Origin of the sequence: Pseudoxanthomonas broegbernensis (assembly GCF_014202435.1) — a bacterium.
GTDB classification, from domain to species: Bacteria; Pseudomonadota; Gammaproteobacteria; order Xanthomonadales; family Xanthomonadaceae; genus Pseudoxanthomonas; species Pseudoxanthomonas broegbernensis.
Map to the genome: position 1 here is coordinate 43,470 of NZ_JACHGU010000009.1, position 20,713 is coordinate 64,182.

At 68.1% G+C, this 20,713-nt stretch carries 19 protein-coding genes and 1 tRNA gene; 10 read left to right on the plus strand and 10 right to left on the minus strand.

The genetic code is table 11. The features are described from left to right. Positions 1-7 precede the first annotated feature (7 nt). Entirely contained in the window at positions 8-856 is an 849-nt protein-coding gene (locus HNR76_RS13775) for an ABC transporter ATP-binding protein (protein ID WP_162311824.1), read from the minus strand. 144 nt (positions 857-1,000) lie between these two features. Between HNR76_RS13775 and HNR76_RS13780 the strand changes: the two genes are divergently transcribed. After that, positions 1,001-2,200, plus strand: coding sequence for a DesA family fatty acid desaturase (locus HNR76_RS13780; RefSeq protein ID WP_162311825.1), 1,200 nt, complete (start codon positions 1,001-1,003; stop codon positions 2,198-2,200). A 146-nt stretch (positions 2,201-2,346) separates the two neighbouring features. Beyond that, positions 2,347-2,727 carry an EF-hand domain-containing protein gene (locus HNR76_RS13785; RefSeq protein ID WP_162311863.1) on the plus strand — a complete coding sequence of 127 codons (381 nt, stop codon included), beginning with the start codon at positions 2,347-2,349 and terminating at the stop codon, positions 2,725-2,727. 164 nt (positions 2,728-2,891) lie between these two features. Here the strand turns inward: HNR76_RS13785 and HNR76_RS13790 are convergent, their stop codons facing one another. Further along, complete coding sequence (locus tag HNR76_RS13790; RefSeq protein ID WP_162311826.1) at positions 2,892-3,683, minus strand: glycosyltransferase family 2 protein; 792 nt, start codon at positions 3,681-3,683, stop codon at positions 2,892-2,894. 46 nt (positions 3,684-3,729) lie between these two features. Here HNR76_RS13790 and HNR76_RS13795 point away from each other — a divergent pair, with 46 nt between their 5' ends. Next, positions 3,730-4,779, plus strand: coding sequence for a glycosyltransferase family protein (locus tag HNR76_RS13795; RefSeq protein ID WP_162311864.1), 1,050 nt, complete (start codon positions 3,730-3,732; stop codon positions 4,777-4,779). Positions 4,780-4,855: 76 nt separating this feature from the next. Here the strand turns inward: HNR76_RS13795 and HNR76_RS13800 are convergent, their stop codons facing one another. The 3 genes from HNR76_RS13800 to HNR76_RS13810 all read right to left on the minus strand — a co-directional run bounded on the left by HNR76_RS13800 (position 4,856) and on the right by HNR76_RS13810 (position 7,881). Beyond that, a complete protein-coding gene (locus HNR76_RS13800) occupies positions 4,856-6,364 on the minus strand; it encodes a PH domain-containing protein (protein ID WP_162311827.1) in 1,509 nt (502 codons plus the stop codon). Continuing rightward, positions 6,361-6,864 (minus strand): PH domain-containing protein, encoded by a 504-nt coding sequence (locus HNR76_RS13805; RefSeq protein WP_249065691.1) that lies wholly within the window; start codon positions 6,862-6,864, stop codon positions 6,361-6,363. The genes HNR76_RS13800 and HNR76_RS13805 overlap by 4 nt, the downstream gene beginning before the upstream one ends. A gap of 114 nt (positions 6,865-6,978) precedes the next feature. Then, on the minus strand, positions 6,979-7,881 hold the full coding sequence (locus HNR76_RS13810) for a lauroyl acyltransferase (protein WP_162311829.1): 903 nt from the start codon (positions 7,879-7,881) through the stop codon (positions 6,979-6,981). A gap of 189 nt (positions 7,882-8,070) precedes the next feature. Between HNR76_RS13810 and dtd the strand changes: the two genes are divergently transcribed. From dtd to HNR76_RS13830, 4 genes are all read left to right on the plus strand, one after another. Further along, positions 8,071-8,511, plus strand: coding sequence for a D-aminoacyl-tRNA deacylase (gene dtd / locus HNR76_RS13815; protein WP_162311830.1), 441 nt, complete (start codon positions 8,071-8,073; stop codon positions 8,509-8,511). Positions 8,512-8,632: 121 nt separating this feature from the next. Continuing rightward, positions 8,633-10,501, plus strand: coding sequence for an RNA polymerase sigma factor RpoD (gene rpoD / locus HNR76_RS13820; protein WP_162311831.1), 1,869 nt, complete (start codon positions 8,633-8,635; stop codon positions 10,499-10,501). A gap of 118 nt (positions 10,502-10,619) precedes the next feature. Then, positions 10,620-10,695 (plus strand) — tRNA-Ile (locus tag HNR76_RS13825). Between the two features lie 166 nt (positions 10,696-10,861). Further along, entirely contained in the window at positions 10,862-12,064 is a 1,203-nt protein-coding gene (locus HNR76_RS13830; RefSeq protein ID WP_162311832.1) for a tyrosine-type recombinase/integrase, read from the plus strand. Positions 12,065-12,485: 421 nt separating this feature from the next. On the opposite strand, the gene HNR76_RS13835 is transcribed toward HNR76_RS13830, so the two are convergent. From HNR76_RS13835 to HNR76_RS13855, 5 genes are all read right to left on the minus strand, one after another. Next, complete coding sequence (locus HNR76_RS13835) at positions 12,486-13,436, minus strand: sce7725 family protein (protein ID WP_162311833.1); 951 nt, start codon at positions 13,434-13,436, stop codon at positions 12,486-12,488. A gap of 60 nt (positions 13,437-13,496) precedes the next feature. After that, entirely contained in the window at positions 13,497-14,372 is an 876-nt protein-coding gene (locus tag HNR76_RS13840; protein ID WP_162311834.1) for a sce7726 family protein, read from the minus strand. A gap of 253 nt (positions 14,373-14,625) precedes the next feature. Further along, positions 14,626-15,930: a type II toxin-antitoxin system HipA family toxin gene (locus HNR76_RS13845; protein ID WP_162311835.1), complete on the minus strand. Its 1,305-nt coding sequence runs from the start codon at positions 15,928-15,930 to the stop codon at positions 14,626-14,628. 41 nt (positions 15,931-15,971) lie between these two features. Then, positions 15,972-16,235, minus strand: coding sequence for a helix-turn-helix transcriptional regulator (locus HNR76_RS13850; protein WP_162311836.1), 264 nt, complete (start codon positions 16,233-16,235; stop codon positions 15,972-15,974). 229 nt (positions 16,236-16,464) lie between these two features. Beyond that, positions 16,465-17,607, minus strand: a complete 1,143-nt coding sequence (locus HNR76_RS13855; RefSeq protein ID WP_162311837.1) for an integrase domain-containing protein — start codon at positions 17,605-17,607, stop codon at positions 16,465-16,467. A gap of 1,211 nt (positions 17,608-18,818) precedes the next feature. Between HNR76_RS13855 and radC the strand changes: the two genes are divergently transcribed. The 3 genes from radC to HNR76_RS13870 form a co-directional block, all read left to right on the plus strand. After that, a complete protein-coding gene (gene radC, locus HNR76_RS13860) occupies positions 18,819-19,301 on the plus strand; it encodes a RadC family protein (protein WP_162311838.1) in 483 nt (160 codons plus the stop codon). A gap of 333 nt (positions 19,302-19,634) precedes the next feature. Next, positions 19,635-19,835: a methylation-associated defense system helix-turn-helix domain-containing protein MAD1 gene (gene mads1, locus HNR76_RS13865; RefSeq protein WP_162311839.1), complete on the plus strand. Its 201-nt coding sequence runs from the start codon at positions 19,635-19,637 to the stop codon at positions 19,833-19,835. A gap of 55 nt (positions 19,836-19,890) precedes the next feature. Beyond that, positions 19,891-20,713, plus strand: an 823-nt coding sequence (locus HNR76_RS13870) for a type IIL restriction-modification enzyme MmeI (protein ID WP_343059334.1), incomplete at its 3' end; no start/stop codon positions are given.

The following is a 20,713-nucleotide window of genomic DNA, read 5'->3' on the forward strand; positions in this document are numbered from 1 at the left end:
GGCGCGCTCAGCCGGCGGCGGCCAGGTAGTGGGCCTGCCCCTGCGGGCCGGTTTCCCGCCACACCTTGACCGGCCCGTCGAAGGCCCGCGACAGGCGCGCGCCGGTGAGGATCGCCTCGCGCGGGCCGTCGGCCAGCACCCGCCCGCCCTGCATCAGGACCACGCGGCCGATCTGCGGGACGATCTCCTCGATGTGGTGGGTCACCAGCACCAGGGTGACGTCCTGCCGGGCCAGCGCGTCGAGGGTGGCGAGCAGGCGGCCGCGCGCCACCAGGTCCAGGCCGGTGCTCGGCTCGTCCAGCAGCAGCGCCTGCGGCCGGTTGACCAGCGCGCGCGCGATCAGCACCCGGCGCGCCTCGCCGGTGGACAGCTCGGCGTACAGCCGGCCGCGAAGCGGCAGCGCGTGCGCACGCTCCAGCGCCTCGACCGCGCGTTCGCGCTGCTCGTCGGTGACCTCGCGCGACGGCGGGACGACGAAACTGGCGAACAGCCCGCTGAGCACCGCGTCCTCGACGCTCAGCTCGTACATGGCCGCCAGGTTGGCGCCGAAGTCGCCGGTGACGATGCCCAGTTGCGAGCGCAGCCGGTCCACGTGCCAGCGCGCCTGGCCGAACAGGCGCACCGCCGGCGTGCCGTCGGCGCGGGCCAGCGGGTACAGCTCGCGGGTGATCAGCTTGATCAGGGTGGACTTGCCGCAGCCGTTGGGGCCGAGCAGGGCGGTGTGCTGGCCCTGCTCGATGCGCAGGGAGAGTTCGTGCAGGACGCGGACCTGGCCGCGGACGACGCTGGCGCGGTCCAGTTCGATCAGGGGTGGACGCCCGGCGTCCGGCGCGTCCGGAAGGGAAGGGGGTGGCATGCGCGGGGATTTCCTGTGAAGACCGCGCCCCGGATGAACGCCGTGCGCGGCGGCAGGTGAAGTTTGCCGGATCAGGCCCCATCATGTCCCTACGCCGGCGCGGTGGCGTGCCGGCGGATTCCGCCCTTCGCGAGTCATCCGGCCATGCCCGACGCACTGCTCCACTTCCTCACCTCCGGCGTGACCGGCCTGGGCTGGCTCGGCCTGCTGGCGGTGCTGCTGGTGTTCACCCAGTTGACCATCTTCGCGGTGACCCTGTACCTGCACCGCAGCCAGGCGCACCGGGGCGTGGACTTCCATCCGGCGGTCAGCCACTTCTTCCGCTTCTGGACCTGGCTGACCACCTCGATGATCACCCGCGAGTGGGTGGCCATCCATCGCAAGCACCACGCCAAGGTGGAGACCGAGGAGGACCCGCACAGCCCGCAGACCCGCGGCATCGCCAAGGTGTTCTGGGAAGGCGTGGAGCTGTACCGCGAGGCGCGCGCCGACCGCGCCGCGATCGACCAGTACGGCAAGGGCGCGCCGGACGACTGGATCGAGCGCCGCCTCTACACCCCGCACGCCAACCTCGGCCCGAGCGTGCTGCTGTTCGTGAATTTCGGCCTGTTCGGCCTGCCCGGCGTCGCGCTGTGGGCGATCCAGATGGCGTGGATCCCGTTCTGGGCGGCCGGCGTGGTCAACGGCCTGGGCCACTGGTGGGGCTACCGCAACTTCGAGTCGGCCGACACCTCGACCAACCTGACGCCGTGGGCGGTATGGATCGGCGGCGAGGAGCTGCACAACAACCACCACGCGTTCCCGAGTTCGGCGCGCTTCTCGATGCGGCGCTGGGAGCTGGACATCGGCTGGGCCGCGATCAAGGGCCTGGAGAAGCTCGGCCTGGCCCGGGTGCTGCGGGTGGCGCCCAGCCTGGACATCCGCCCCAACATCGCCGTGCCGGACACCGAGACCCTGCGCGCGCTGCTCTCGCACCGCTTCCTGGCCATGACCGACTACCAGCGCAACGTGCTGGTGCCGGCGCTGCGCGAGGAGGCGGCCGCGGCCGGCGCCCGGCTGCGCCAGTTGCTGCCGCGGCGCATGCGCAAGGGACTGGTGGACGACGGCCGCTGGCTCGGGCCGGACGCGCGCGAACAGTTGCGCGCCTGGGTGGCGCAGCGGCCGCGCATCCAGTCGCTGGTGGAGCACCGCGCGCGCCTGGCCGCGCTGCTGGAGGCGCGCAGCCACGACGCGGCCGAGCGCCTGCGCCAGTTGCAGGCCTGGTGCCACGAGGCCGAGGCCAGCGGCATCCGCGCGCTGCAGGAATACTCCATGCGCCTGAAGGGCTACGCGCTGGCGCACTGATGCGGCTTCGGGCGTCCATGGCGGGCGTGGAGGGCGGCCCGGCGGGAGCGCCACCGGCCGCTACCCGGCGCGGGCCTTCGATGTCGACGGCGGCGGAGCAGGCCATGCCTCCGGCCCATGGCGCGCGCGCCGTCGCGCCGTGGCCCATGGCCGGTACGCGCGCGCCTGTGCCGGCGCGGCCGGCGGGCGCCTGGTACGCCGCCGTGTTGCTGGCGGCGCTGCTGCCGTGCTGGCCGTGGGCGGCCCATGCCCAGGTCGAGCGCACCGGCGACTACCTGGCAAGGATGGACGCCGACGGCGACGGCCGCGTCTCCCTGGACGAATACCTGGCCTGGATGGGCTACGCCTTCGCGCGCATGGACCGCGACGGCAATGGCGTGCTGTCGCCGGCCGAGCAGCCCGGCGGCAAGGGCGCGCCGATCACCCTGGAGGCGCATCGCCAGCGCCTGGCCGCGCGCTTCCACCGCCAGGACGCCGATGGCGATGGCTACCTCGACCAGCGGGAGCTGGCCGCGCCGCCGCGCTGAACCTCGAAATGACGGTCCGGGCGGCATGGCGGTCGCCGGCCGTACCCGGCTCCCAGAGGTAAAGGCGGGACGCGCGGATGCGCTTGATAGGAGCGATTCGATCGGCGACAGCACGGCAACCCGGGAGTGGCCGGCCGGCAGGGCCGCCGCCTCTTGCCCGGCCGCTACGCCGGCGGGTCGCCGGCGGGCGGCGGTTCGGCCACCGCCTGCCCGTACTGCAGCAGCCACAGCATGATCGCCTTCTGCCGCACGTAGTTGGCGCGCATGTAGGCGTAGACCAGGCCGCGCCAGCCGTCGAGGAACCCGCCGCGCAGCAGGTAGCCGCGCCAGAAGCGCCAGGCCGGGGCCAGCACCAGCTTGCTCCAGCGCGCCCGCCGGCCGCGCGCGAACTCGTGCTCGGCCATCATCCGCGCATAGCGCTGGGTCTTGGCCACCTGCTGTTCCAGCGAGCGGTAGGGGTAGTGGATCAGGTCGCCGGCCAGTGGCCGGACCGGGCCGTCCAGGCTCACCGCCTCGTGGACCTCGCGCTGGCCGCGCCAGCCGCCGCGGCGGCGGTCGAACAGGCGCAGCACCCGGTCCGGGTACGCGTTGCCATGGCGCAGAAAGCGTCCGAAGTAGTCCGACAGCCGGGCGAAGCGGTAGCCGGCCGCGCCGTCGAAGCCGGCCGCGCGCGCCGCCTGGATCGAGGCATGCAACTGCGCCCCCACCCGCTCGTCCGCATCCAGGCACAGTACCCAGTCGTGGGCGGCCTGCTCGACGGCGAAGTGCTTCTGGCTGCGGAACCCGTCGAACGGTCGCTGCAGCACCCGCGCGCCCATCGCCTCGGCGATGCGCACCGTGGCGTCCGTGGAGCCGGAGTCCACCACCACGATCTCGTCGCAGAAAGACAGCGATGCCAGGCAGTCGCCGATGCGGTCGGCCTCGTTGAACGCGATAATGCAGGCCGAAAGCGGCACTGCGCCGGCACGTGACGCACAGGACGACGGGAGCGCGGACGAGGCGATGGCGGACTACCTGCTGTTTGCGACCGAAAGGTATGGGCTGCCCATTCTGCAGCCGTTGGCCGACGCCTTGCACGCGCGCGGCGACCGCGTTCATGCGCTGTTGGCCGGCGGCGCGGCGGGGCTGGCGCTGCCGGCGCCGGTGCGCGCGGTCGACGCGCGCGGCGCGGCGGCATTGCGGCCGCGCGCGGTGTTCAGCGCATCCAACGAGGTGCCGACCTTCGCGGGCGGGGCCAAGGTCCAGTTGTTCCATGGCTTCAACGTGGAGAAGCGCGCCGACGGCCGCGGCCATTTCCGCGTGCGCGGCCTGTTCGACCTGTACTGCACCCAGGGCCCGGCGACGACCGCGCCGTTCCAGGAACTGTCGCGGAAGCTGCGCCACTTCGCCGTGGTCCAGACCGGCTGGCCGAAGCTGGACCCGCTGTTCCGCGACGACGGCGGCGCGTCCGCGGCGCTGCGCGCACCGGCCGGCGCGCGGCCGGTGGCCATGTTCGCCTCCACCTTCACCGAGCGCCTGAGCGCGGCGCCGCACCTGCTGGAAGCCATCGCCGCGCAGGTCGCCGAGGGCGGCCGCTACTGGCTGCTGACCCTGCATCCCAAGTGCCCGCCGGAACTGTTCGAGCGCTACCGCGCGCTGGCCGGGCCGAACGCGGCCTTCATCGAACCCGAGCGACTGGTCACCGCCCAGCGCGCGGCCGACGTGCTGCTGGCCGATACCACCTCGGTGGTGTCCGAGTTCGTGGTCCAGCGCAAGCCGGTGGTCACCTTCCGCAACCGAGCGCCGAAGCCGCACATGCTCGACTTCGACGACCCGGCGCGGCTGCCGCGGATGCTGGAGCGCGCGTTCGACCCGGCGCCGGAACTGCGTGCGGCCCTCGCCGCCTATGCCGACGCGATCCACCCCTATCGCGACGGCGGCTCTTCCGGACGCGTGATCGAGGCGACCGAGGCGCTGCTGGCCGGCACGCTCGGCCCTCTGGCGCGCAAGCCGCTTTCGGCGCGCTGGCGCGCGCTGCAGATCCGCCGCGAGCTGGGGTACTGGGGCCGGTAGCCCGCGCCCGTGGCGCCTGCGGCGGTGCGCGGCGGTGCCGTTCCGGGCAGGCGAGGGCGGGCGCCTACGGCGGCTTTCACCAGCGCAGCCGCCGGGCCGCCAGCATCCGTCCCAGTTGCGCGTACAGCGCCCGCGCCTGCGCCTGGGGCAGGAAGCGGATGCACAGCGGCGGCGACATCGCCCCGGCGCCGGCGGTGTCCAGCCACAGGCTGGCGGTGCCCAGCCAGCGGTCCAGCGGCGAGCGCCGCAGGCGCAGCGCCTGCAGCTTGTCGATCTCGGCCAGGCGCCACCAGCGCGACCACCAGCCGCCGCGCACCGCCACCAGGCGCGCATCCATCGCGTAGCCCAGCCGCCCGGCCTGGCGCCAGGCCGCGTAGGCCGACCACGGCAGCCACAGCAGGGCCAGCAGCCCCCACGGGCCGAAGTTCCAGGCCAGCGCGGTGGTCAGCAGCAGGTTCCACGGCACGCCCCCGGCGAACAGCCGCCACCAGCAGCGGCGCGGCACCGGCGTCCACCGAGGCGGCGGCCAGGCCGCCTCGGTCAGCAGATGCGCGATCAACCGGTCGCAGGCCTCGGGCGGGGCGATCGGCGCCAGCTCGCGCAGTTTGCGCGGGTCGTCCTCGCGGCCGCCGGTGGCGGTGTCGATGCGCAGGCTGCGCCGGCCCAGCCACCGGTGCAGCAGCGTCTCCTGCAGGAACCAGGCCTGGATGCGCCGGGGCGGCACGCTGGTGCGCAGGCGCGCGAACAGGCCGCGCTCCACGGTCAGCCGGCGCCGCTGCTCGCTGAGCCGGAAGCCGTGGTACTGGCTCAGCGCCAGGGCCACCGACAGCAGCCGCAGCAGGGCCAGGAACACGCCCACCGTGGCCGTCGCCGCGGCGGCCATGCCGATCCAGCCCAGGTGCAGCGTTCCCGCGTAGCCCATCGCCTCGCGGAAGAAGCCCTGCAGCCAGTCGGCCGCCGCGCGCTCGGGGAACGCCTGCCACAACAGGCCGAAGGCGGCGGCGAACACGATCATGCCGCGGTTGGACACCAGTCCCAGGCGCACGACCTCGGCGGTGGACAGGGCCAGCAGGGTGTCGCCGGCCGGGCTCGCCGCCTCCGCGCCGCCGCCCGCGGCGGCCGCCGTGCCGCGGTGGCGCACCCGGCGCTCCAGCGCCAGTGCCTGGGCCAGGCCCAGTACCCGCATCTGTGCCTCGGGCTTCTGCCCGCCGGCCGCTTCCAGCCGTACTTCGGCCACGCCGAAGATCCGGTGCAGCAGGGTCTGGTGCAGGGCCACGTTGTGGATGCGCGCGAACGGGATCTCGCGCTGGGTCCGTTGCAGCAGGCCGCTGCGGATGCTGATGCCGTCGTCGCCGATGCGGTAGCGGTAGGTGAAGTACTGCAGCACCGCGACCATGACCAGCACGCCGACGCCGACCAGCGGCGCCCACTCGGCGAAGTCGCCCGCGTCGCCGCGCCGGCCGGCGAACAGCAGCACCAGCAGCGGCACCACGAACTGCCTGAGTTGCTGCAGCAGCACGAACAGCCACGACCACGGATGCAGCCGCTGTTCGGCCGGCGGCGGCGTGGCGCGGGCGTCGGTCACAGCGCGTCGTCGATCTCGACCTGGCGCGCCAGGTGGGTGCGCAGCGCCTCGGCATCGGCCAGCGCCAGCAGCGGCAGCTTCACCGCCGCCATCCGCGTGCCGGCGGTATGCACCACCAGCGTGGCCAGGCCCAGGCGCCGTTCCAGCGGCCCGCGCTCGAGGTCCAGGTGCTGCACGCGCGAGACCGGCACCAGCGTCTCGCTCCGCCACAGGCCGCCGCGGCGGGTGGCGAAGCCGTCCTCGTCCAGCTTCCAGCCGATCCGGCGGTGGCGCACCACGCCGATCGCCGCGCCCAGCGCCAGGCCGGCCAGCGCGACCAGCGCCGCGGCCAGGAACCGCGGCTGTCCCGCCAGCGCCGCCAGCAGCACGCCCGCCATGAGCCCGGCGGGTACCGCCAGGCCGATGGCCAGCCCGGCGGCGTACAGCGCCGCGCCGCGCCGCGGCAGCGGCTGCCAGCCAGGACCCGCAGGGAGCGGCGCGGGCAGCGGCGGGGGCGCCACGGGAGCATTCGGCGAATCGGACACGGCGTGCCTTGGCGGCGGGAGAGGACCGATCGTAAGCGTTCGCGCGCCGCTTGGGCAGGACGGCGGCGGCGTGCCCGCGGCCGCCGGGGCTCACGCGTAGGGGCTGGTTTCGCCGCTGTCCGGCGGGCGCAGCGTGTAGCGCTTGTAGGTCCACTGGTACTGCGCCGGGTCGCGCCGCGCGATGCGCTCGACCTCGCCGCTGAGGCAGGCGACCGCGGCCCGCAGGTCCGGTCCGGCGATCGCGGCCGGGGCCGGTTCCACGTGCAGGGCGAAGCCGGGGCCGTCGCCGAGGCGCTCGCACCAGGCCAGCAGCACCGGCGCGCCGGTGCGTTCGGCCAGGCGCGAGAGCAGGGTCATGGTCAGCGCCTGCACGCCGAAGAACGGCGCGAACTCGCCGTCGCCGGCCTTGGGCTGCTGGTCGGGCAGGATGCCCACCGCGCCGCCGTCCTTGAGCGTCTTCCACAACTGGCGCACCGCCGCGCCCTCGGCGCGCACCTGGCGCACGTTGTCCAGGCCGCGCACCCGCTGCAGGAAGGCGTCGCCAGTGGCCGATTCCGGCGGCCGGTAGACGATGGCGATCGGCCCGCGCGAGGCCAGCCACTGGTTCAGCAGCTCCCAGTTGCCGAAGTGCGGCGCGGCCACGATCACCCCGCGCCCGGCGGCCAGCGCGGCGTCGTACAGCGCCTCGCCGTGGCGCTCGCGCAGGAGCCGGCCGAGGTTGTCCGCCGGCGGGCGGGTCCACAGCTTCAGGGTCTCCAGCGCCTGCCGGGCAGTGGTGCGCAGGACGCGCCGATGCAGCGCATCGCGCGCGGGGGCGTCCAGCGCGGGGAAGGCCAGTTCCAGGTTGCGCCGTGCCACCCGGCTCTCGCGCGCATCGCGCCAGCGCCACAATGCGGCCACGGCGTCGCCCAGCCGGTACAGCCAGGGCCAGGGCAGGCGCCCCAGCAGCGAGGCGGCAGCGACGAGCAGGCGTGCTTTGCGATGCGCGGACATGGCCGGCAGTCTAGCCTCCCGCCGCCGCGGCCAGGCCCGCTCGGCGTCGGCTTGCGGCGCGCGCAGGAGCGTCCTTGGGGGCGATGCAGGGGGCGGCGCCTTGGCGGCGAAGGCATCGTGCCGGGGAGGCAGGTGACAAGCCGCGACCGGTTGCCGATGCTGGGCGCCCGCCCGCCGGAAACCCCGCCCATGCTCGCCCTGATCCAGCGCGTGACCCAGGCCTCGGTGCAGGTCGATGGCCAGACCGTCGGCCGGATCGGCCCCGGCCTGCTTGCCCTGGTCGGCGTGCAGCCGGGCGACGATGCGCCGCAAGTGCAGCGCATGGCGAAGAAGCTGCTGGGCTACCGCGTGTTCGCCGACGATGCGGGCAAGATGAATCGCTCGCTGACCGACGTCGATGGCGGCCTGCTGCTCGTCAGCCAGTTCACCCTGGCCGCCGACACCAGCGCCGGGATGCGCCCGGGCTTCAGCACCGCCGCCCCGCCCGGAGAGGCTGAATCCACCTTCAACCACCTGGTGCGGGCCTGCCGCCAGGAACGCCCCGGCAGGGTGGAAACCGGCCGCTTCGGCGCCCATATGGTGATCGGCCTGGTCAACGACGGCCCGGTCACCTTTCTCCTGCGGACCTGATTCCGGCTGAACGGAAAGCGCCGCAAGTGGTTGATCCACAAGGACTAGCGGGCCGCCAGAGTGGCAGCCTGTTATAATGCTAGGTTCTCTTCACCCTTTCAATGCCGGTGGCGCCCCCCAGATGGCCAACGAACGTCCAGCCCAATCCGAAATCAAACAGCTCATCAGCAAGGGCCTGGAGCAGGGCTACCTGACCTATGCCGAGGTCAACGACCACCTGCCCGACGACATGGTCGACCCGGAGCAGATCGAAGACATCATCGGCATGATCAACGGCATGGGCATCGATGTCCATGAAGTCGCGCCCGATGCCGAGACCCTGCTGCTCAACGACGGCAACACCGGCAACCGCGAGATCGACGACACCGCCGCCGAGGAAGCCGCCGCCGCGCTGACCGCGCTGGATTCGGAAGGCGGCCGCACCACCGACCCGGTGCGCATGTACATGCGCGAGATGGGCACGGTCGAGCTGCTGACCCGCGAGGGCGAGATCGCCATCGCCAAGCGCATCGAGGAAGGCCTGGGCCAGGTCCAGGCCGCCCTGGGCAGCTTCCCGTGGACGATCGAGCTGCTGCTGGAAGAGTACGAGCTGCACAAGGCCGGCAAGAAGCGGCTGGCCGAACTGGTGGTCGGCTTCAACGACCAGCTCGACGAGACCCCGGAGCCGGCCGCCGCCGCCAACGACGATGCCACCGATTCCGACTCGGCCGCCGACTCGGACGAGGAAGAGGAGGAGGAAGAGGCTGCCGACGACGAGGCCGAGGCCGGTCCCACCGGTCCGGACCCGGCCGAAGTGGCGCGGCGCATGGAGCAGATGGCCGCCGACTACGCCAAGTTCAAGAAGGCCCATGCCAAGGCCGGCTCGCAGGCCAAGAACGTGGTGAAGATGCGCGCGGAGATGGCCGAGCAGTTCGTCTCCTTCAAGCTGCCGCTGCCGCTGACCGACGTGCTGGTGCGCAAGCTGCGCGACGTGATGGGCCAGATCAAGGACCACGAGCGCCGCGTCCTGTACCTGGCCACCACCGTGGCGCGCATGCCACGCCGGGACTTCATCCGCGCCTGGGACGGCAACCAGGTCAACCTGGGCTGGGTGGACGAGGTGCTCAAGCGCAAGCAGAAGTGGTCCTCGGCGCTGCGCGACGTCAAGGACCAGATCGTCGCCGAGCAGGAGGCCACCATCGCCATCGAGCAGGCCATGTACCTGGACCTGGCCGACATCCGCGAGATCGGCCGGCAGATGGCCTATGGCGAGGCCAAGGCGCGCAAGGCCAAGAAGGAGATGGTCGAGGCCAACCTGCGCCTGGTGATTTCCATCGCCAAGAAGTACACCAACCGCGGCCTGCAGTTCCTGGACCTGATCCAGGAGGGCAACATCGGCCTGATGAAGGCCGTGGACAAGTTCGAGTACCGCCGTGGCTACAAGTTCTCGACCTACGCCACCTGGTGGATTCGCCAGGCGATCACCCGCTCGATCGCCGACCAGGCGCGCACCATCCGCATCCCGGTGCACATGATCGAGACGATCAACAAGCTCAACCGGATCTCCCGGCAGATGCTCCAGCAGTACGGCCGCGAGGCCACGCCGGAGGAGCTGGCCAAGGAGATGGACATGCCCGAGGACAAGATCCGCAAGGTCATGAAGATCGCCAAGGAGCCGATCTCCATGGAGACCCCGATCGGCGACGACGAGGATTCCCACCTGGGCGACTTCATCGAGGACACCAACGTGGAGTCCCCGATCGACACCACCACCAACATCAACCTGATGGAGACGGTGCGCGACGTCCTGGCCGGCCTGACCCCGCGTGAGGCCAAGGTGCTGCGCATGCGCTTCGGCATCGACATGAACACCGACCACACCCTGGAAGAGGTCGGCAAGCAGTTCGACGTCACCCGCGAGCGCATCCGCCAGATCGAGGCCAAGGCGCTGCGCAAGCTGCGCCACCCCAGCCGCTCGGAGCAGTTGCGCAGCTTCCTCGACCTGGAGTGACCGGCCCGGCCCATGCCGTGCCCTGGAGAAGGCCCCGCCATCCGCGGGGCCTTCGTTTTTGTACGCTTCGCGGTCTGGCCGCGGTCCTCGCCGCTCCACTACACTCGCGTTCCTACGCGGGCCTATAGCTCAACGGTTAGAGCAGAGGACTCATAATCCTTTGGTTCCAGGTTCGAGTCCTGGTGGGCCCACCACGCTGAAGTCCCAGGAAATCCCATGTGGTGCCAAAACCCCCTGAAATCAGGGGGTTTTTCGTTCCTGGCGTCCCAGGGTGTCCCGTTGAATCCCGGTGGGGTGTGAGTCAGGCTGTGAGTCAGCCGGAGTGTTCAAGGCCTCCTGACTCACAAATGGCTGACTCACATGCTGACCGACACCAAATTGCGCGGGCTGAAGCCCCGTGCGACCCCTTACCGCATCGCCGATACCAACGGGCTGTGCATCGAGGTTCGCCCCACTGGCGCGAAGGTCTGGCGCTATCGCTACCGCCACGACGGCAAGCCGAGCATGATCACGATCGCCGAGTACCCGATCGTGTCGCTTGCGGAGGCGCGCGCCGAACGCGACCGGCTGCGTGCGCTGGTAAAGGGTGGCGCCAACCCGACCCAGGTCGCCCGCACCGAACGCGCCGCGAAGCAGGAGCAGGCCGCTACCACCTTTGCGGTCGTGGCTGCGGAGTTGCTAGCCAAGCGGGCGAAGGAAGGCCTGAGCCCCGGTTCGGTCAAGCGCGAGCGCCGGATGGTCGAGAAGGATCTTGCTGCCATCGGTGGCCTGCCGGTGGCCGAGGTGAGCGTTCCCACGCTGCTCGCGGCACTGCGCAAGATCGAGCGACGCGGTGCCGTGGAGACAGCGCATCGTGCCCGCGCACTGGCCGGGCTGGTGTTCCGCTACGCCATCGCCACCGGTCGCGCCGACCGCAATCCGGCCAACGACCTGGTCGGTGCGCTGACGCAGCCGCAGACACGGCACTTCGCCAGCCTGACCGAGCCGACCAAGGTCGGCGAACTGCTGCGCGCGCTGCACTGCTACCGAGGATCGCCTGTCATGACCGGCGCACTCCGGCTGGCGCCGCTGGTGTTCGTGCGCCCCGGCGAACTGCGCCGCGCGCGCTGGGCTGACATCGACCTGGACGCGGCCGAGTGGCGGTTCGCCGTCAGCAAGACCGGCACGCCGCACTTGGTGCCGCTGGCGACCCAGGCCATCGCCATCCTGCGCGACCTGCAACCGCTCACCGGCCGCGGTGAGTACGTGTTCCCCAGCGTGCGCGGCCCGCGCCGGCCGATGAGCGAGAACACCGTCAACGTCGCCCTGCGCAGCCTGGGCTTCGACGGCGACACCATGACCGGCCACGGCTTCCGCGCGATGGCCCGCACGATCCTGGACGAGGTGCTGGGCTTCCGCCCCGACTACATCGAGCACCAGTTGGCGCATGCGGTGCGCGACCCGCTGGGCCGGGCTTACAACCGCACCGTGCACCTGGCCGAACGCCGGAAGATGATGCAGGTGTGGGCGGATTACCTGGATAGTCTGCACATGGCTGCTGACAAGGACGCGGCCGTTGGTTGAAGGGGCATGCTTGCATGTGCCGGTCAATCTGGTTGGATGGATACTTTCAAGTGGTCAGAGCATCGATCTTTGATTGGGTTGAATAGGTCCATTTCCGACCCATTGCGGCCGTTCGAACATCAGCGGCCTATGTCTGCTGTGCAGCGATAACAGACCTAGCCTGCGGAACAGTCCGGGACAGCCATCTGAGCCGGCTTGAGTTACTTGCTAGCCGCCGAACACGTTCCGATGCCTGTACGTCTACGGCGCGGTAAACCAGTCGCGGCTTGGAAACTAAGTGCAACACGTTCTCCAACAGAGGTGGGGAGTGGCGACACTGCTCACACCTCCTCCGGCAAGAAGGGGTTGCAAACATGGGATATCTTTGCTGCGGGAAAGCTATACCATTTGGACGGCTGGTCCCAGAAGGCTCGTGCCGACTTTAGAGAGTGCCGTCAAGTAGGTCCAGCATCAGGCAGATGTGATGTTCTAGCTGCAGAACCTTGTTGGTACCGAGCCCGGGGAAATGGCTCGCTGCGACGTGATTGGCGTACCCGTCTAGCGCGAAATTTGTGCCGAATTCCTTGGGGCGGGTCTTCGCAGCCTTCACGAGCTTGCGGGCGGCCTGGAGGAACTTGTCTTCGGTGCTCCCGACATCCTTGTCGGTGTCGTCAGACACGAAGTGCTCAATCCATACGTCGCTGGACTTGTGCTTGTAGACGGCGTGAATCGCTACGGCCGCAGGCTGACCGCCACCTGGCGTGAACGCCGAGCCAATGGCTGCATAGTCGCCGAACCCCACCCACGAGGGTTTGAACGTCTTGTACCGGTCGGTGAAGAGCTCAGCGCCGTCGTAGTCGGAGTTGCGGTCCAATTTGTTGAAATAATCGCGGATGTCAACCCGCCTGGCAGACGGCAGGAGCGTCTGCTGAGCTACGGTCATCTTCTCGTTCAACACGATGTGGAAACGCACGTTCGCATCGTCGGCAAGCGTCTTTAGCTCAGCGTCAGTCAAGGCCGGGCTTGAGTAGGCTAGTGCGACCTTTCGCCCGGCAAAGCGCTTGCGGAAGGACGAAACATGGGCGAGCGTCGTAGTTGATACGCATCGGAAAGTCGGCAAGATGGAATCGTGCTCATCAACGACCTCCAGGACCTCTTTGAGCCATGCTTTTGCCTCGCCTTTGGGTTTCAGCTCATGCTTGTCTGGGTTGAGGATGACTGCCAATGTTTGGCCGGCCTTGCCGAACTCCTTGATGCATCTAGCAAGGTCTGAGCTATTGCGCTTGACCGGCTCTATCACCGGCACCAGAGCCTTGAGCGACCTATGGTCGTCCAGCATGGCGCGCAAGGCTAGGAATTCGGAACGACGCCCGTAGACAAACGGGAAATACATGGCCCCCCCCAATCTCGTATCCGTTACGAAATTTAATAGTTAGGAGTAAATGTAATGGGGCTAAATTGATTCGGCAAGCGCATCCAAAAGGCGCTGTCGCTTAGATCGTGAAAGCGGCGTCTCGTACGCCAATACGCGCAGGCTCTGCGGCAGGGAGGAAACGAACGCCACCGAATCTTCGTCAGTCGTGCGCGCACGCATGGTGGAGACGAGTACCTTGTGCGCTTGCGGACTAGTCAGGCGGCAGAAGAGCTGCTCGTAATGCTGATGGAGACGCCCATTGGGCATTGCTGGCTGAGGCCCGAAGTGTTTGTGAACCGCGTCCATGTACTCTTGACGGCGCAGCATGCGGAAGACGACCGCGGTCTCAATGCGAGAAATGTCACGGACGGACTTACGCACCTCTCGGAGGCTGCCCTTGTCGGTAAGGCAAAGGATGCCCACACGTTCGTCGACCAGTGATGCATAGCGCCGGGCGAGGTCTGGATGTGTCACCACGTAGACGCTATCGAAGGCTCGAAGATACGCAGGTGTTTGCGTGTTCAATCGTCGATGGCTGTCGTATTCGGTCTTGACCTCGTAGGCCGTCGAAGTTCCGTTGAAAACGGCCACATCGATGATGGAACCAGCGACGCCGAGCTCGATGCTCATGCTGGAGGTGCGAGGGCTATGCCTGCCGAAGACAATGCGGTTGGCAATGGCTGCCTTGTACACGTACTCGCAGCGGAATTCCTGTCCCAGTTCAGCAAGCGATGCATCGAACAGATCCGCTACGGAGGCGTCGTGCTTGGCTGTCCGCACACCGAGCCCAGCGAGCCGCTTCGCGACGTGCTTTGCCGTTCCCCGCCGTGCGATGTCATCAAGCACAGGTCGGGAGAAGATGCGAGCAATTAGGCGGGAGCGTTCGGTTTCGGTCATGGAGAAGGTGGTGTTCACTCAGGATCTAATGTGAGAACGACCGCTTAAACGCGCCACCAAACCTTGCGGCGTAGCCGCGAAGTGTAGCTTTTAATGGCGGAACCGGCGACCGCTCGGTGGCCCAAGGAGGCTGCGGAGCGGGGCTCGAAAGCAGGGGCGCTTGCCAATCTTTTGATTGGTGAAATTCCCCTAGGACGGAATGACTGCTACCAGCCTGAAGCGGTCACTTGTGGGGATGCTTTCAAGGGCTGCTTCTGGCCGCAAGCAGCCATCACGCACGTTCGAGCTGCCGGGCTGCGGTATCTAAACCACCGAAGATCGCCTCGGCCAAACGAGTTGGGAAAGCCAGGGGCAATTCTTCGCGCACCTCGTCGATCACGGCGGGCGTGCGTTCGACGAGCGCGTCGATCAGGGTGTCCACTGATTCGCCAGTGTTACCGACTACGCCGTGGCGCTTGCCCAGCTCGATCCAGTGCCGGCGGTGGATGTCCTTCATCTTCCAATGCGCGTTCTTGGTGCGGATGGCCATGGCCAGCTTGATCTTGTGTTCGGAGATCCGGTTCGGGGCTTCGCCGATCACCGGCCAGGCCGACATCACGTCGTATAGCGGCGTGAGTTCGTAACTGCCGCCGGGGCGAATGAACAGGCTGAAGTTCTTGGCGTGACCATCGGATGCGCGCAGCATCCAGAACAGTAGTTGCGCGAGGAAGAAAACTCGCCGGTCTCGCTCCGGGTGTAGCGAGGTGGCCAGCACTCCCATGATGCGATCAATGCCCGGCCCGCCATCGGCTTCGTACTTCAAAACCGGTGGGGTACCTGTGGCCTGGCAGAAATCCTCCTGCGGCAGTCGCGCAATCCACGGGCCAGGCAGCCAGGCACGATCGAAGCGCGTCACCGACAGTACCTTCATGTCCTCGAACTGCAGCGGCTGGCACTCGGCGATCGGCAGGCCGTAGGCATGCAAGATGCGCGAGCACAGCCATTCGTTCTCGATGGAGTGGCTCAGGTCGAGCTTCATGTTGCCGACCAAGCCCATCGGCAGCTTGAGGATATGGCTGGTCGGTGTGGCGCCATGCGGATGATGCCACTGGCCATCGAAGTACAGCAGAGCAGTCTTTTCCTGCGCTCCGGCAATGGAGATGCGCAGATCGCCATCGGTTGCTTCCTCGATCGAGCCTAAGGGTGGCGACACCGTCCCGCGCAACAGGGCTGCCACGTCTGCCTCGCTCATCGGCGTGGCGTCCACAGTGGTCACCCCTGTGGGGCTGACGCCATCCGGGAGGATCTGCACAGCGCCGACACAGTCGCGGCCCACTTGGGCCAGCAGATCGAAGGCGCGGGTGGAGCGGGCCCGATAGCGGCGGGCGACGCGCTCCCGGATGTCCCGGCTGTCCGGCAACAGGTTCTCGAAGTAGGCGGTGACCTCCGGGCCGCGGAGACGGGTCGTGCCAGGTGCGAACGGCAGGGAGAGCGACAGTGGCCGCCCCTGCGGCGAGGCTTTCCAACTCGGGGCGTACTCGAGCACGTCTTCGCCGCCGGATGCGATATGCCAAGTACCGACGAACTCGCCGTTCATCCACAGCCCGAGACGGGAAGAACGCGGCGTTGGTCGTGTCGTCACCATGCGGGAGCCTCAAGAGCGGGATCAGGCACCTGCTTGGCGGATTTCTTCTGCAGCACCATCTCTACACCGAGCAGGCTCAGCAGCTGTAACAGCCGTTCGGCGCTGACCTTTTGCGCGTTGCGCTCCAGGGCCGACAGCGTTTGCTGGGTGATGCCCAGCCGCAAGGCGGCTTCGACCTGCGTCAAGCCGGCTTCCTTGCGGAAGGCCTTGAGCAGAGTGGGCAGCTGTTCGGCGGCGTGGACGATGTACTGGTTCATGGATACAGGTTTTGGGCTGTATTATGTAATTACAGCTTTTACACTGTTTTATGGAAGTACGCAACATAGGCTGTATCTAAGAGGCGATCAAGCCTGAAGTACGGAGCGAGCCTCCACAAACGGAGCGAGCCTCCACAAGCGGATATCGGCACGAGTCCAGACACCATGGCGTGCGGCGATTGGCTGACGCAATCACCGCGGCATGTGCGGTGATTGCGGGCCATCGCTCCTACGAGGCTTGCGGCTGATCGTGGGCCGACAGGAACGGTCGCGCCGGCCGCCCCAGGTAAGCATCGGCAACCCGTGTCCGCGAATGGTCGGCCAGGCGTACCACGGCCTCCCGGGCGGGCCGGTCGAGCGCTCCGGGTACGGTGTCGCCACTGCGTACCGGCGGCTCCTGGTCCGTGATCTGCCTGTAGTGATCGATCAGCACCTCATGGCGCAGTCCGTGCGCAGTGACGCCCAGCGCTCTGGAGGTGATCCCGAACTGCTCCAGGACGTGGCTGAAGCGGTGCAGGTTGTACTTGAGATCGCGGGCCGGGTTGCCCATGTGCGCATCCTGGTCGCCGGCGATCTGCTGGGCATGCGCAAGCGCCGCCCTCCGCTCCGGCGTATCGAGCGGGATGAACCGCTCGCGTCCACCCTTGGCCCCCGCCTTGATGCGCAGGTAGAGCTGGGCTTCCCGTTGCTCCAGCGGCAGGCCGGTCGCCTCGAACCCGACCACGTCCCGGTGCGGCCGCAGCATCACCGCTTCCTTGCGACGCAGGCCGAATGCCCGGATCAGCCGCAGCGACGCGCCGACGTATCGGTCGTGGTCGCAGATGCGCGCGATCACCGCATCGATGTCCACCGACTGCGCCGACCAGCTGCGGTCCCGTTGCGCCGCTTCGCTGCGCCGGTACTCCTCCAGTTGCATGCCGTAGTGGGACGGGTCGCGCACCATCCCCGGCTTGCCGATCCAGCCCGAGAAGCCGCGCAGGAAGCTGAAGTAGGTCTGGATGGTGGCCGGCGCCAAGTGCTCGGCCTGCCACACCCGCACCATCGCCTGGATATGCTTCTGCCCGAGGTTGCGCGGGTCCGGCAGGGTCTTGAAGCCGGCCTTCTCATGCAGGTTGCGGAAGAACCGCCGCAGGAACTGCGCCCGGTCGTGGCGGGTCTTGTGCGAGACGGTTTTCTGCAGCGCCGTGTGCTGGCTGTTGTAAAGGCGCAGCAGCACTTCGAGCACCCGCAACGGGGGCGCTCGCCCGATCGGCTGTCGTGCAAGCACTTCGACGGGAGACAGGGGCGCCTGTCCCGGGTTGCGCCGGGGCTGGTGTGCTGCGCGGGACTGCGGAGGCTGATGAGGTGAGCCTTTCTTCCAGAGGGTGTTCATTGCGGTGGTCTCCGGCTGCGACGCGCCACCCGTGCGACGGCGCCGCGGTGGAAGGGGAGTGGTGGAAGCCTTGTTGTTGCCGATGCCGTGCGTGGCTACCGCCACACGGCACCGTGATTCCCAGGGTTCGCCGCCGACGCGCCCACATCGGGCGCCGGCCGCTCGGTCGTCTTAAAAATGGAGCGGGTGATCCGTCCGTCTGCGCGTTTCTGCGCGGTACGGGGTGGGTGACGACGGCCGGCCTCCAGGGCTGGCCGCCATCCACGCCGAGGTCAGGCCTCGTGTGTGGGGTGGATCAGTTCTCGGTTCGTAGCCGTCATCCACTGCAGGGAATCCGCCCCTGACCGAAAGTCCAGGGCGGTGCCGGTGTCCGAGCCACTTCGCGCGGGTGCCCGATGGGGCCAGCCCTCGCGCGCTGCGTTCGACGCATGCCCGGCGATGACGGGGACTGCAGGACCGGCATCGCGTGCGGGTCCGACGATCTGCTTCGGTCACGATCCGCTTCGGGAGCGGCCCGCCATGCGGGCGGGTCATCGTGGCGAAGGCGACTACGAGGGGGATTGCCTTGGGCGCGGCCTCGATGGGCAGCGCCGTGCCGACTCAGGGGTAGGGACGTGCAAGGGCGGGTCACGACCGCAACGCCTTTTCGCTCCACGATGGAGCAGGGCAAGGAGCCTTCGAGTGCGTCCACAGTTGACGGCACAAGATGGCCGGGGTCAAAGGCAAAATCAGCCCTTTTGCACGGTGTTTTTCAATTGGTCTAGGCGGTCTTATTTGCCAGGGAAAGCCGGGAAGTCGCTGGCACAGGGTGTTGACGGGGGCTGGCGGCGCCTCTGGTTCGAAGCGCTGACTTCCAGCCGGCATCACGGCATCGCCAGGAAGACCCGGACGGGCTGATTCGCAGCCTTGATGGCATTCACTCCAGTGACAGCGTGGGTAAACGCAGGACGGCGCGAGCGACGCGGCTACTGGGACTGTCAGTCCAGTAGCAGCCGAGTGCCACCGTGGCGACAGCCGCCTCCTGCGATCGAGATCATGGAGGCCATCATGCAATCCAAGCATCCCCGTTCCAGGGACCGTTCCGGCAACCCTGCAACCGAAGAAAGTGCGACTGCGTCCCTGCCGGAGCGGTGTCCGTTCGGCATCGTTCGCATCTCCCACTGCGTCCGGCGGTACTCGCGCGACATGCGCCACGCCAGCGGAGACCTGCGATGAACGGCAAGGCGCCCGGCACTCGGACCCGCCGTCAGCGGAAGACGGACGAGGAAGGCATCTTGTCGGCCGCCGCCGAGATCCTGGAACGCCGCTTTCAGCGGCAAGGCCGGATCACCGACCCGATCCAGGCGGCCGACGTCCTCAAGGCGCGCGTGGCCCATCTGGACCACGAGGTGTTCGGCGTCGTCTTCCTCGATACCCGCCACCGCATCCTGGCCATCGAGCACCTGTTCGAGGGCACCATCGACACCTGCGAGGTCCATCCCCGCGAGGTGGTCCGCCGGTCCATGGGACACAATGCCGCCGCCCTGATCCTGTTCCACAACCATCCCTCGGGCGAGCCGGAGCCCAGCGCCGCCGATCGCGCTTTGACGAGGCAACTCAAGCAGGCCTTGGCACTCCTGGATGTCCGGGTGCTTGACCATCTGGTCATCGGCGGCCGGCGGCACGTGAGCATGGCGGCGCGGGGATGGGTGTGAGCCAAGCTCTGGTCAGTTGTCGACCCGAAGCGGCTGGCCCCCTCCGTCCTCATATCAGAACAGCGCCAGGGCCGTGCATGTGCCGGCCCTCGTATGCCCCAGCCATAGCGGTTGGCTCGCCAGTTCAAGTGATGCCATTGGTTGACGTGATTGCTCTGAGCCGGTTCTCAAAGGCATGCACAGCCACAGCATTGTTATCCACTTGAGAGGGAGATCGACGTCCTGTCTCGCCTGCGCTGGTGAGATTCACGGCGTTCGTTCGGGCGTGCAAGAGGGTAAACTTGGCCAAACTTTGGAAGACTTCGCCGTGTGACACCAAGCGAGCCACCTGACATGAATCAACCCGATAGCGAAATTCTCACGCTGGAAGAAGTGGCGATCTACCTCAAAGCAGGAAAGAAGACCGTTTACCGGCTGGCCCAGCAAGGCGAGATGCCGGGCTTCAAGCTGGGCGGGACCTGGCGGTTTCGTCGGAGCGAGTTGGATCACTGGATTGCCGCGCAGATAGCCGAGAAAACGCAGGACAAGACATGAGCACCCCGCATAACAGCAGCCAGGCGGCCCCGCTCAGAGGGAGGGCTGCACGCCCATGAACGCCGTAGAAATCGAACAAGCCATCACAGACCTGGCGGAACAGCCGTTCGATAGCGCAGAGTTCCCCTATGCCTTCCTTGAGGCGTTCGGCAACAAGGCGACGACCATCAAGCGCCTGCGTGCGGGGGCGTCGAACAAGTCCGACCTGGGCGGCGTTCTTCAGACCAGCAACATCCACATCCTGACCTGCGACGCAGGGCGGGTGACCCAGACGCTGGCCGCCCTCAAGGCCAGCTCGGCGACGGTCAAGGCCAAGGCGAAGTTCATCCTCGCCACCGATGGCGCGGACTTCGAGGCCGAGGACCTGACCAGCGGCGAGACCGTTGCCTGCGCCTTCAAGGACTTCCCGGACCACTTCGGCTTCTTCCTGCCGCTGGCGGGCATCAGCACCGTCCGCCAGATCAGCGAAAACGCCTTCGACATCCGGGCTACCAGTCGCCTGAACCGCCTGTACGTCGAACTGCTGAAAGACAACCCTGAATGGGGCGCGGCGGAGCGTCGCCACGACATGAACAACCTCATGGCGAGGCTGATCTTCTGCTTCTTCGCCGAGGACACGGACATTTTCATCGGCAAGGGCCGCTTCACCGAAACCGTCGCGCAGATGAGCGCCAGGGACTCCTCGAACACGCACGAGGTTCTCGCCACGCTGTTTCGCACCATGAACACCAAGCGCGAGGACCGGGCCGCCGCCAAGATTCCCCGATGGGCTGAAGACTTCCCCTATGTCAACGGGCAGTTGTTCTCTGGCGGTGACGAAGTGCCCCGATTCAGCAAGATCGCCCGGTCCTACCTGCTGCACGTCGGCGGGCTGGACT